This is a genomic window from Imperialibacter sp. EC-SDR9 (assembly GCF_902498805.1).
GTDB lineage: Bacteria > Bacteroidota > Bacteroidia > Cytophagales > Cyclobacteriaceae > Imperialibacter.
The window spans coordinates 18512-32033 of the sequence record NZ_LR701590.1 but is presented as its reverse complement, the minus strand read 5'-3'; the positions used below and the strand labels follow the sequence as shown (position 1 = coordinate 32033).

General features: G+C 47.3%; 8 protein-coding genes. 4 read left to right on the top strand and 4 right to left on the bottom strand.

The window, feature by feature from the left end:
• Positions 1-169: 169 nt before the first annotated feature.
• The 3 genes from GC130_RS17160 (at position 170) to GC130_RS17150 (ending at position 5929) form a co-directional block, all read left to right on the top strand.
• Positions 170-3646 (top strand): PVC-type heme-binding CxxCH protein, encoded by a 3477-nt coding sequence (locus tag GC130_RS17160; protein ID WP_151999572.1) that lies wholly within the window; start codon positions 170-172, stop codon positions 3644-3646.
• Positions 3647-3798: 152 nt separating this feature from the next.
• Positions 3799-4650 carry a sugar phosphate isomerase/epimerase gene (locus GC130_RS17155; protein ID WP_151999571.1) on the top strand — a complete coding sequence of 284 codons (852 nt, stop codon included), beginning with the start codon at positions 3799-3801 and terminating at the stop codon, positions 4648-4650.
• Between the two features lie 163 nt (positions 4651-4813).
• A complete protein-coding gene (locus tag GC130_RS17150) occupies positions 4814-5929 on the top strand; it encodes a Gfo/Idh/MocA family oxidoreductase (RefSeq protein WP_151999570.1) in 1116 nt (371 codons plus the stop codon).
• An 85-nt stretch (positions 5930-6014) separates the two neighbouring features.
• On the opposite strand, the gene GC130_RS17145 is transcribed toward GC130_RS17150, so the two are convergent.
• Genes GC130_RS17145 through GC130_RS17130 form a run of 4 tightly spaced genes read right to left on the bottom strand, consistent with a single transcriptional unit; the run spans position 6015 to position 11533 of the window.
• The gene (locus tag GC130_RS17145) at positions 6015-7205 is read right to left on the bottom strand and encodes a hypothetical protein (protein WP_151999569.1); all 1191 of its coding nucleotides are present in this window, start codon (positions 7203-7205) and stop codon (positions 6015-6017) included.
• Positions 7206-7207: 2 nt separating this feature from the next.
• Positions 7208-8017: an outer membrane beta-barrel protein gene (locus tag GC130_RS17140; RefSeq protein WP_193217892.1), complete on the bottom strand. Its 810-nt coding sequence runs from the start codon at positions 8015-8017 to the stop codon at positions 7208-7210.
• 34 nt (positions 8018-8051) lie between these two features.
• Positions 8052-9752, bottom strand: coding sequence for a DUF1501 domain-containing protein (locus GC130_RS17135; protein WP_151999567.1), 1701 nt, complete (start codon positions 9750-9752; stop codon positions 8052-8054).
• A gap of 2 nt (positions 9753-9754) precedes the next feature.
• Positions 9755-11533 (bottom strand): DUF1800 family protein, encoded by a 1779-nt coding sequence (locus tag GC130_RS17130; protein WP_151999566.1) that lies wholly within the window; start codon positions 11531-11533, stop codon positions 9755-9757.
• 270 nt (positions 11534-11803) lie between these two features.
• Here GC130_RS17130 and GC130_RS17125 point away from each other — a divergent pair, with 270 nt between their 5' ends.
• Positions 11804-13420, top strand: coding sequence for a sodium:solute symporter (locus tag GC130_RS17125; RefSeq protein ID WP_151999565.1), 1617 nt, complete (start codon positions 11804-11806; stop codon positions 13418-13420).
• The last annotated feature ends 102 nt before the right edge of the window (positions 13421-13522 follow it).

The following is a 13522-nucleotide window of genomic DNA, read 5'->3' as shown; positions in this document are numbered from 1 at the left end:
AGAACAGGTCAAAAAAGTGAGAGCATTAATGAATTCTATTTTGCAATATTGATAGTCAAAAATGAATTGCGTTGTCAGATTGATAGATCACGTACATTTTGAATACGCCTCATTATTGAATAAAGAAAAATCACCTCAAGCGTAATCAGCATTCAAAAACAATCAAGTAATGAAATACACAATACCTACTTTAACCTCTGCCAGAGCAGCCATTGGGCTTCTCAGTTTGGTAATAATCTTGTTCTTTACCTCCTGTAGCAATGACAACGGGCCGAGAAGGTTGGAAATCCTTTTTCTGGGACATGCAAGTGAGCACCATCCTTCAGAGAAATATGCCCCTATCCTTGCTCAGGCAGTGGCACAAAAGGGCATTAACATTTCCTACACGAACGATCCTAACGATTTGAATGCCACCAACCTGGCCAAATTTGATGGGCTTATCCTTTATGCCAACCATGATTCAATTACTTCCTCACAGGAAAAAGCTTTGCTGGATTTTGTTGAAGGCGGTAAAGGCTTCATCCCCATCCATTGTGCCACCTGGTGTTTCCGTAATTCGCCAAAAGTGGTCAATCTGATGGGGGGGCAGTTCAAAACACATGAAACAGGCACCTTCACAGCCGATATCCTGATGCCGGAGCATCCCGTAATGCAAAGTCTCTCTCCATTTGAAACCTGGGATGAAACCTACGTGCATGATAAGCTCGCCAGCGACAACACCGTGCTGATGGAACGAGTCGAAGGCGATCATCACGAGCCTTGGACATGGGTAAGAAACCAGGGCAAAGGCCGAGTGTTCTACACCGCATACGGGCATGACGAACGCACCTGGAACAACCCTGGCTTCCAGGATCTTGTGATAAATGGGATTTTTTGGGCTGTCGGCGACGAGGCAGCACAGAAAGCCAAACAATATAAAATAGCCAGGCTCAGCTATTCAGACGCCGTAATACCCAACTACGAAAAGAGAGACCCGGCACCGAGGCTTCAAGCACCATTGTCTCCCGATTCGTCAATGACTCATATCCAAATACCTCCCGGGTTCGAGCTGTCGCTTTTCGCATCGGAGCCAGATATCATCAACCCAATTGCCATGGCCTGGGACGAAAAAGGCCGTCTTTGGGTGGTAGAAACTGTGGACTACCCCAACACCGTGCGTGACGAAGATGGCGTTGGTGACGACAGAATCAAAATTCTGGAAGACACGAATGGTGATGGCAAAGCCGACAAGTTCACAGTGTTCGCCGACAAGCTTAACATACCAACCAGTATTGTATTCGTGAATGGGGGTATCCTGATTTCGCAGGCGCCATTGTTCTTGTTTTTGAAAGACACTGATGGGGATGACAAGGCTGACGTGAGAGAAGAGGTAATGGGAGGCTGGGGAGTATCGGATACTCATGCCGGACCATCCAACTTAAGGTACGGATTCAACAACAAAATTTGGGGCACCGTAGGCTATTCTGGCTTTGAAGGTAAGATTGGTGGTGAAGATTTTGAGTATGACCAGGCAGTCTTCAACCTCAGCCGTGACTTCAAACAAATGTCACACCACACCCGCACAACCAACAACACATGGGGGCTGGGCTTCACCGAAAACAACGACATTTTTGTTTCGACCGCCAACAATACCCACACGGCATATGTCAATGTGCCCTATGCCTTCACCAAAAAAGTGAAAAACTTCTCCAACGACTTCGCCACCAAGCTGGATGGCCATTACGCCATGCATCCCGTCACCAAAAACTACAGACAGGTTGACGTGTTTGGCGGATTCACAGCTGCTGCCGGGCACAACTTTTATACTGCTCGTCGTTTCCCTAAGGAATACTGGAACCGAATCGCTTTCATTGCAGAGCCAACTGGCAAACTGCTACACAAGGGAATATTTGAAGTAGACGGCGCAGGCTTCAAGGAAAGCGATGGCTGGAACATGATGGCAGCCTCCGATGAGTACATGTCACCTGTTCATGCGGAAGTGGGCCCTGATGGTGACCTTTGGGTACTTGACTGGTACAACTTCATCATTCAGCATAACCCTACCCCGAGTGGTTTCGAGAATGGAAAGGGAAATGCACATGTGAACCCACTCCGTGATCGCACCCATGGCCGGATTTACAAGATTTCCTACAAAGGTGCTCCAGAGGCCGAAAAGATCACTCTCGACCGCAAAGAACCTGCTTCGCTGATCAACGGCTTGAAAAGCAGCAATATGTTTTGGAGGCTCACAGCACAACGCCTTATTGTTGAAGAAGGTGACCAAAACATCCTTCCTCAACTTTATGAATTGATTAGCTCCTCCAAAGAAGATGAGATAGGCGTAAATGCTCCTGCTATTCACGCCATTTGGGCGATTGAAGGCCTTGGCGCATTGAATGGAACAAATGAGGAAGCCACCCGCATAGTGACCAATGCTTTACGCAATGCAAATCCAGGCGTAAGGAAAGCTGCCATTCAGGCCTTACCAAAAAACGCTGCCACCCAGGAATCGTATTTCAATGCAGGATCATTCTCTGACCCCAACCTGAATACAAGATTGGCGGCATTTATTGAGGCATCTTATATGGCACCGTCTAACGAGTTGGGCAAGATGTTCTTTCATGCTAGCTTAAATCAAGATAATGTGACGGATCAGTGGCTGTCCAAGGCAGTTAGGGCCGGATCGCTAGCCCACAAAAACGGTTTCATTGCGACCTACCTCCAAAACACCGCCGAGCTGGCACCTGATGGCCTTACAGAAGAGATTTACTCTAGTACCAGCTTCACACTTTTGAACCTTGGAGGCACCAAGTATGTAGCGGCAGCTGACTTCCCTTCAGTGGTAGGCAAAGAGATTTACCTTAGCGGCAATATCTGGAAAGGCAATACCATACTCAACGGGATGCTTATCCAGCACGGAGACAAGACCAACGGTTACGGAGTCTTTGCCGACAACGATGACTTCGTTGTTGTGGTTAACCAGAATGGAAAAACATATACCGGAAAAGGTACAGCCGATATGCCGGTGAGCTTTAAATGGGAATTCCAGTTAACCAAGGCGGGCGCAACCTTTATCGTAAACAACGTCCCGGCGGTTTCTGTGAAAACCGGAGGATTGTTTGACAAGGAGCTAAAACAGGGGCTGCGCATTGACAAGGAAACAGATGGTATGACTGGGGTGAAAAGTGGCACCATCGAACGCTTCACCCGGGGCATTTACAACCTGGTGGCAGAAGTGGGCGGTGACAATAACCTCTCGGCTTCTCTTGACGCCGACAAGGTGATTGTGCTTAAGACAATTCCAAACAAAATGGAATATGATCTCAAAACGCTTGAAGTAGAGGCAGGCCAAACGGTAGCAATCATCTTTGAAAACGTCGACTTCATGCAACATAACCTGCTCATTGTGAAACCAGGCACACTGGAAACCGTGGGAGCCGCTGCAGACAAAATGGCTGCTGATGCCAACGGCGCTGAAAAGAGCTACATTCCTGATGTTCCGGAGCTGCTATACTCAACCAGGCTGGTAAATCCGGGAGAAAAAGTAGTATTGACGTTCACTGCACCATCGGAGCCAGGCGACTATCCGTACCTGTGTACTTTCCCGGGCCACTGGAGGATCATGAATGGCATTTTGAAAGTAACAAATGGCAAATCAGCCGATTAAATTGAAAATATCAAACTCACGTTAAGGCACTTGCTTCAGACGTGAGTCTTGATTTCCTTTATCCATTACCAAACTTACCTACCGGTCTCAGAACGTTCCACCCCGGCATTTGCCGGGGTGGAACCTGAGGCTTCTAAAAGAATTAAAGGCTAATGAATGTACAATTTGCAGCAAGCACCTGGCTTTGGACGAGTCCTTTCAGTTCCGATTCTGTTTCGCTCTTTTCGAAAATCCGAAAAATAGGTTTTGATGCGGTAGAAATAGCCGTGGAAGATCCTGCGTTGATTGATACCGGCATATTGAACCGTGCCCTTAAGGACAATGACATCAAGCCCATCATTTGTGGAGCGTTTGGGCCAACAAGGGACTTAACCAACGAAGATCCTGCTATTCACAAAAACTGTTTCAATTACATTGAACAGTGTTTCGATATCTGTGAAGCCGTAGGAGCCAGGTTCGTAGCCGGGCCCATGTATTCAGCAGTTGGGAAAGCACGACTTGTGCCTCCTGAACAAAGAAAAAAAGAGTGGAATCTGGCGGTTACTAACCTGAGAAAAGTGTGCGAAAGTGCTCAGAAACGAGGATTGTCAATAGCATTGGAGGCACTGAATCGTTTCGAAACCGACCTCATCAACAATTCGGAGGACCTGATGAAGCTGATCAACGACATCAATCACCCGGCGGCAAGGGTATTGATTGATAGCTTCCACATGACCATAGAAGAAAAAAACCTGGCCGATGCAGTGAAAACGGTCGGTAATAAGCTCATTCACGTGCAGGTTTCAGAAAATCACAGAGGCATTCCAGGCACTGGTATGACCAATTGGAATGATTTGAAAGCGGGACTTGAAGCTGTCGGCTACAACGGTGTGATTTCGATAGAAAGCTTCACCCCCAATGTGCAGGAACTGGCGGGTGCCGTTTGCATTTGGAAGCCGTTTGCTCCTACACAAGACATTTTTGCGGAAGAAGGTCTAAAATTCTTAAAGCAATGGGCTGGTTAGATAGAAGCATTAAGCTCCTGTTTTCGGTCATTGCGAAGGCATCGAACAAACAGCCATTACGCACGAAATCATTGTATGCCTGTGGCAATCTGTCTGAATTCCAGCCTGAGGCAAGTGGACTATGAAATTTAATTGAGAATAAAACATAAAATACCATTACATCATGGCAAATAAACCCACCAACATCGCAATCATAGGACTCGGCTTCGGAGCCGAATTCATTCCCATTTATCAAAAGTTGCCAGGTGCCAACATGTATGCCATCTGCCAGCGCAACAAAGAAAAGCTGAACGAAATCGGCGATGCGTTCGGTATCGAAAAACGCTACACCGACTACGAAGAGCTACTCAAAGACCCAAATGTGGATGCTGTCCATATCAACACACCCATTCCTGACCATGCAAAGCAATCCATAGCAGCTCTAAAAGCTGGCAAGCACGTGGCCTGCACCGTGCCTATGGCCACCACTGTGGACGAATGCCGCCAGATTGTTGAGCTTGTAAACGAAACCGGCCTTACGTATATGATGATGGAAACGGTGATCTACAGCCGGGAATTTCTGTTTGTGAAAGAAATGTACGAGAAAGGTGAAATGGGTCGCATCCAGTTCCTTCGTGCTTCACACCAACAGGAAATGGCTGGCTGGCCTGGCTACTGGGAAGGCTTACCTCCCATGTACTACGCCACCCACTGCGTGGGCCCTGTGCTTGCGCTCACCAAAGGCGAGGCTGAGCAGGTGTCGTGCCTGGGCTCAGGTCGCATCGACGAGAAGCTGATACCTGTTTACAACTCTCCGTTTGCCATCGAAACCTGTCATATCAAGTTCAAAGACTCAGACCTGGCAGCTGAAATCACCCGTTCTCTCTTCAACACTGCCCGCCAGTATCGTGAGAGCTTCGACGTGTATGGCTCCAAAAAGTCATTCGAATGGACGTTGATCGAACACGAACCAAGTGTGATCCATACCGGTGAGTCTCCAGAAAAAGTCACCATTCCAGACTATGCGCATCTGCTGCCTAAGGAAATACAGGCGTTTACCACGGCCGGCGTCTACGACTCCGGCGACAACCAGCACCTATCCTTTATTCAGGGCTCCGGTCACGGAGGTTCACACCCCCACCTGGTCAACGAATTCGTCAGTGCATTGCAGGAAAAGAGAGAACCCTATCCAAATGCACAGCAATCGGCCAATATAACTTGTGTGGGTATTCTGGCCCACGAGTCAGCTTTGAATGGCGGACAGGCTATCAAAATGCCGGAATTCACTTTGTCGAAGTGATTGTTTAAAAAAGGGAAGGCCCTAATGGAGTTAATTCTTCGTTAGGGCCTTTAATTGCTACTAGTAGACGTAGGTTTTGCTTTCTTCAATCCGTCTTAAGGGTTCTCTTCTCCATATCAGTCTCAGAAATCTTCTCCACAAATATTCTTCTGAAACGTCCGGCAACGTACGTCGTACCCAGCACCACCAAATGATTTTCATCATCAACAGTTAATGAAGACAGGGTAAACGGATTGGCGTAACCAATGTAGGTAAGGCCGGCAAAGTTGCCCGAGTTCTTCTCGTACATGTACAGGGCTATTTGTCTGCTCTTGGTTTCCGCTGCATAAATAATATACTCAACTTCGTTCAGCGTGTAGTCTTTCAGCACAACTGGGGTATGCGGTCTCCATTCAGCTGCGTTGCTGGTGTACAAATCAACGCTCGAAGAAAGGCCTCCCGTGCTCAGCGTAACGGATGGATAAATGTAGTTGTCATCAAACTGGTAGCCCGAAATGGCAAATGTGCTTCCGTTTATTGGGAGCACGCTTCTGATACCGGCATCGGTAAACTGCCCCTGCACTACGCCAGCTGGGTCGCCCGAGAAATTGGAGAAAACCAGTGACATGCTGTAATTAAAAAAACCGTTGAAATAAACGAGTGAACCGGATACCTCGCCACAGAAAAAGGGCAACAATTTATCATCCGGTTGTGTATAATGATTAATAATGGCTTCTTCCACATCACTGCCGGGGCCAATAGTATAGGCTGCGGTTGAGCCAACACTTCCCGTTCTGTCTACTTTTGAAATTACCGATAGCTTATCATCAGGATTATAGCTCAACAGCAAAAACTGATTATCGGATGTTAATGAGCCCGCCAGCGGGTAAAGCAAACCATTCAATGGTGTAGCAGTAATGTTTCCGAAACCCGGAGTAAACGAAACCAGACTGGCCTGAAGGCTTACCGGATCCATGGCAAAGAAATAGAAGAAAGTATCGATCTTCATCAGGTCGGAAGTGGGAGCAATGGTGCTTTCTGAAAATTCGTAGCTGCTCTCAAACTCCCCTTCTTTGTCAACCTGCACCAGCTGAATGCCTGGAAACTGAGTTCGATCCAGCGTTGTGGTTGCAAGGATCACATAGCTTTCCGTGCCCTCTTCCACGTCAAGAGGCCTGTAGTCAACATTATAATTGCTATGATCGTAAATCCGGGTAAAAGAAGTAACCGGAGCCTCATCATCCTTTTTGCAACCAAGCAATACCAGCAGGGTAATTAAGTAGTATAGTTTCTTCATAATCAAAGGGCCTGGAATTGTTTGTCGATGAAGCGGAGCGGGAATACAAAGCTCACGCTGCCTACAATATGACTTAAATGGACGTCATCATTCTGGTCGCCCAATGAGGACAATTCATTTTGGCTGGTACCCTCCCGAGTCACGCTATTAAGTGATTGGTTGTAGGTGATTTCGATAACTGTGCGAATGTTCCAGTAGTCAAAACTGGCACCTCCGCCAGCCACCCAGCCGTAGTAGTTTTGAAAAGCGTCTTTAACCCCCAGATTCAGCGTACCGCCATCGATGGTTTGCGGTGCCCCGAAAGAATAGTCTGTCTGAGTAATTTTTACCTGGCGCTCAGCACCTACAAGGAACGAGTAGAAACCTCCTCCAAGCACGAAAGGCCGCAGCTTTCCGTCTTGAATAAGGTCATATTTAACAAAAATCGGCACATTGATCACATCGACTCTTTGCTCCGACTCATAGATGGTGGCGAATCTTTCTGACTCCTGCTCTCCATTCCATTCAAGACTATTCGTATACCGGTACCTGCTCCTTTGATACATAGGATGAAGTCCAACAGAAAAGCCCCGGTGATAAAAAGTCATCTCGATACCTGCCTGCCCGCCCGGTAGTACGTAGCTATCATAAGTCTTCGTCAGCCTGTCCGACGGGTAGTCGATCGGGCTGAAACCAGAAAGCTGCGACTGCGCCATGGGATTGGCAAAGTTGGTTCCAAACTTAACACCCAGCCAGAACTGTGTATCAAGAAACCCATACTTGGGTTTGTTAGGCTTCGGCTTTTTCACAGGTTGTGCCTCGGCTACTGTCATAACAAACAGTAGCAGCCCCGGCAACAACAGCCGCCTAATTGATAATGAGTCTCTTTGCATCATTCAATTTTTCAGAATTAACTTTTATAAGATACACCCCTGGCGACAGCTTGGGCAATTGCACTTTAATGTCCTGAGACCCCGGCACCAAACGCTGCGTGAAAGCAAGCACAGTGGCACCAGTTTCATCAATTAATTTGAAAGCTGCCTCCTGCACATCGTTCACTTTTACTTTTAGATTCACTACATCAGATGCCGGATTGGGATAAACGCTCTCAATTTTAAAGTTAACAGAAAGATTCTGTTGAGTGCCAAGAATCACGTCTTTGATAAGATCCATCGGCTCGTAATTTCCACCTGCTTCCTTTGGCCCTTCTATCAGGTCCTCAAAAAAGATATCATTTGCTACAACACTCTTGTCAACACCCATCCATTCATGTAGGATATTAGCATAAATCTGCCTGAAGTCGTGCTGCATTTCTACATTGCTCTTCGTCAGATCAGGGTTTGTACCATAAACACCCGGTTTCACCCCGCTACCAAACATCATTACCGGCCCGCCTGTACCATGGTCGGTTCCGTAACTGCCATTTGAGCCAATTCTTCTGCCAAACTCTGAAAGTGTCACTGTCAGTACCTTATCCTCAATGCCCCGGGAAAGCAGGTCTCGCTGAAAGGCCCTGATGGCTGAGGTAATATGGTAGAGCAAGGCTCCGTGTACTCCCATCGTCGAGTCATAGTCCTCCACCTGATTAGCATGGCTGTCGAAGCCACCAATTTTCACGAGAAACACCTTTGTTTTCAGCCCACCGCCAAGCAACCTGGCTATGAGCTGAAATTGCCCACTCAACGGATTTCTCTTGCTGCCGCCAGGTGCATTGAAGGGATACCTTTCCGGGTAAGTAACGCTTGTTGCTGACGCACTCTCGTAAATCTGTAGCAGTCGTTTAATATAGGTTTCTGATTTATCCTCAAGGCTGAGTATCCAGTCCATTTCCTTTCCGTAAGGCGACGTTCTCAGGAACTCAGGAGGTATGCCTCTTGGGTCTATTCCCTGATCCTCAAATCCTGAAAGCTGATCTACAAGGTTTGCTAATCCGGTAGGGCTTCCCCCCAGTCCTATCGACGTCGGAATGTTGCCGTCCTGATGAAAAAGCAAGGATACATCGTTGCCCATTTCAAGCGCCAGGGGGTCTGGCATTGCTGCATTCGGAAAATCCTCCGGATACTTCTGCGGGGCATAAAGGCTGGTGAGATAACGTCCTGCCCAACCTGAATTAAAGTAGTCGTCGGATGTGCCACCCATCATCCAGATGTCAGTGCCCCTGAAGTGAGACCCGTTATTATTCTTGTAGGACACCCCCTGAAACATGGCAGCCTTCCCAACATCGTACATATACTTAAAGTCCAGCATGTCTGGATGGAGCCCCACCTGATCGGGGGACAGCAGCGTGCTATCGAGAGGAATCAGCGTACGGTTGCCAACCTTGTTAGGAATAGCAATATTGGCTCGTCTGCTATAGTATTGATCGTATTGCTCTATGGGTATAAAAGTGTTGAGCCCGTCGTTACCGCCGTTCATTTGCAAAATAATCAACACCCTGTCGTTGTCGCTCTGCGCTGCCAGCCTTTGAAGAGGTTCATAGGAAGCAAGCAATTTGATAGGTACACCCTGAAATGCGATGGGCATTCCGGCTGCAAAACCTAGTTTCCTGATAAAATTTCTCCTCCTCATAATTACATCAATTGATACTCCGGTGACTGCAACATAGCATTCAACAGATTGGTAAGCTGGTTTGAAATCACTTCCGTATCTACTCCATTTTGCCACCTGAACGTCCAGGAGGCTTCGGGGTCGGGGTCGATCTGCGGGCTAAAAAGAAAAGCATTCATAAAGAAATTGAGGCGTTCCACTGTTATTTCATTGGTTGCGTTGGCATCAAATGTTAGGTTTTCTGACATCGGCAGAAAGTACCCAGCCAGTGCAATGACCAAAGCCCTGGCATTGGCCGCCGTAGTATTTGGTATATGGGTCTGCACAAATTCAAGTGCGTTGACTTCACCAAGCTCCATGGGCGTTTCCATGGTAAGGTGTTGCCTGATAAAGTTGTACCTATTGGTCAGGTAGTTCGTAGTAATCCAGGCCCGGTTGAACAAAGGAAATTGGTGATACGCAGAGTAGCCAGCCACTTCGAACGGCTCGTAATAGTCCATTCCCTGCACATCCACACTACCTAACAGAGATCCGGTGAATGAGTAAAACCCTTCAAGGTCAGTGGCATAGTCAGGAGCTTGCACACCAAATGAACGCATGAAGCCCACAACCATATCTAGAGGTGACTTGATGATCCCACCAAAGCTGTCATCGTCAACACCATCGCCGGCTTCATAAAACTCCCTGCTTGTCAAAAGTGTCTCCAGCGTAGGCTGCAGTTTGAAGTCATTGGCTGTGAAAACATCAGCAATGTCCTGAATTACACTGCTCTGAATCCCGGCGTTTATTTCGTGGTAAATAAAGAACCGATAAATCTTCCGGGCGATATTTCTCGCCGTCTCCGGCTGGGCATAGATCATTTCAATCAGCTGATCTACTTCGTCGATCATGCTTTCCTCGTTGGGTTGCCCGTTTGGCTGAAGGGTTATGTCGGGCTGAATAGTGGCTCCCCCCATCCTGGCACTAAAAGTCTTAATACCGTTGTCATGGCTACCGCCGCCGCCTTTTATTACACCTCTAGGTAAATTTGTGTCCACATCGACAGTTAAAAAGCTGTCGTCTGTGTTAAAGCCAGAGAGCACTCTTGCCGCCTGCTGCACATCTTCCTCGGTGTAGTTAATGTAGTCACCCTGAAATTCCGCTTCAGGCAATGTTCCCTCCAGGCCTCGCCCAATAGAGTACAGCTCCATCAATTCCCTGGCATAGTTCTCATTAGGGCTACCCTTTACGTTCAGTCTGCCATCCAGAAACACCAGCATGGCATTATCAAGGCAAATCTTTTTGGTAAGTCCTTTGAAACTTTTAACCAATATCCGATCAGGAATAACCAACTCCGGGTCGCCCGGCACCAGTCTATCTTCTTTGTCGAAAGCGTAAAATCTAAAGAGTGCATTCTGGAAATAAAGTGCCCGGCTGCTATTCACCACCGATTTCTTTGTGGTAAAATGAGTGTGCATAAAAACCACCAATCGTTCCCTGAAAGCATAAGCCAGTGATTGCTCATTGGATATGCCTGCGCTAAGCATTTGGCCTATATGCCATCTTAAAAAGTACTGTTCAAGCTCGAACCCTTCGCTATTGGCATCGGTAGTGCCTGACACCACCCACTCCTGCCCTGTCAAAGGGTCTACGGGTAAAGGAGGCTCTGGAATATTAGTCATAAATAACCTGCCAATCGCTTCTTGTGCAGTAAGACTGGCAAATTCATCCACCTGCGTCAGTGTAGCACCAAAACAGGCCCTTCTCAGTAGGTGTGCAGCCCTTTTCTTGCCCAGCGTTCCCGATAACGGTGTTAGCGCCATATACTATATTGTAAACTGGTTGTTGGAGTAAAACTCAAATTAGTTATAATTCTTATTAGATAAAGCATACTTGAGAAAATTAAACAAAGACATAACATTGACTATTCGTTGTTTCACATGCTCAAGGGTGTTGCATCAGAGCCAGTCTGGCTCCAACTTTTGATCGAAAAGTGCTTTCCAATACACATTTTAAGCATTTAATTTTACTTTCGCTCACTACTTATAATTAAAAAGTGCATTTTAACAGTTACACTCTACTTAAACCTACTTATGAACAGTTTTGAAACGCTAGACTGGATAGTCATTGTCGGCTATTTTGTGGTAATCGGTGGCCTCGCCGCCTGGGTCATTTCCCGAAAACAAAAAACTACAGAAGACTACTTCCTTGCAGGCCGCAACATCGGTTGGTTTGTGGTTGGCGCCTCCATTTTTGCCTCCAACATAGGTTCGGAGCATGTGGTCGGTTTGGCCGGCACCGGAGCAGGCGACAAAATACCTATGCTTATTTATGAACTGCATGCATGGATTGTGCTCATGCTTGGCTGGGTATTTCTTCCATTTTATATCCGCAGTGGTGTTTTTACCATGCCCGAGTTTCTTGAAAAAAGATTCAGCCCGGGAACTCGCTGGTTCCTGAGCGTCTTTTCGCTGGTTGCCTATGTGCTTACCAAAGTCTCGGTAACGGTGTATGCAGGCGGAATTGTGATTGCCTCACTGCTGCAAATCGACTTCTGGTTTGGTGCATTGATGACCGTAATCTTAACCGGCATTTACACAGTGCTGGGAGGCATGAAGGCAGTTGTGTATACTGAAGCACTGCAAACCGTGGTGCTTGTTATAGGCGCTGGAACACTTACATTCATCGGCCTCGACGCAGTTGGCGGATGGGACGGCATGCGGTCAGCATTGGAGCCAGGCTACCTCAATATGTGGCGCCCACCAAGCGATCCTGATTTTCCGTGGCCAAGCCTGGTTTTCTCCAGCACCATTGTCGGCATTTGGTACTGGTGCACCGACCAGTACATTGTGCAAAGAGTGCTGTCAGCCAAAAATATCAAAGAAGGACGTCGGGGCACTATATTTGGTGGGCTATTGAAGCTGCTTCCCGTGTTCCTGTTTCTTATTCCGGGCGTGGTTGCATTGGCCTTGAAAAACCGTGGCGAGCTTTCGTGGGACACACCTGACCAGGCCTTTGCCACGTTGTTGATGGCCAAGATGCCGGTAGGCCTCAAAGGACTTGTGGCAGCAGGCTTGCTGGCCGCCCTGATGAGTTCACTTGCCTCAGTGTTTAATTCGTGTTCTACACTTTTCACGGTTGATATTTACAAAAAGCTAAAGCCCGAAACCCCAGACGACAAGCTGCTGAAAGTAGGCCGGATAGCCACTGGCATCGTCGTTGTGCTGGGCATTCTTTGGATCCCTATCATGCAGAATATTTCGGGTGTATTGTATGAATACCTACAGTCGGTACAGTCATACATTGCGCCACCAATTGCAGCTGTATTCTTATTAGGCATCTTCCACAAAAGAATCAATTCGAGGGGCGCATTAACTACACTTATCGTTGGTATGGCCGTGGTTTTTATCAGACTCTCACTGGAGTTGGCAAGCGATTCGCTTAATCCTGACAGCTTCTTGTATGCCTTCGGAAATGTGAACTTCCTTACGTTTTCATCGTGGTTCTTTTTGTTCTCCATTTTGGTTTGTCTGGTCGTCAGCATGACTTCTGCCGCACCATCGGCCGAACAAATAAAAGGGCTTACATTTAGCACTTTGAGCGCTGAACAAAAAACCGAAAACAGAGCTAGTTACAATGCCTGGGACATTGTTTTCTCGCTGGTAGTGCTGGCCATTGTGGTCTATATCATGACCAGCTTTACGGGATAATTAGCCATCGACCCTATTTTATGAACTTATACAGGAAAAGCGCTTCGAAAGAGGTGCTTTTCTTAGTATGTTAGAGAGGCAGATCAGTTAGCTGCCATTTTT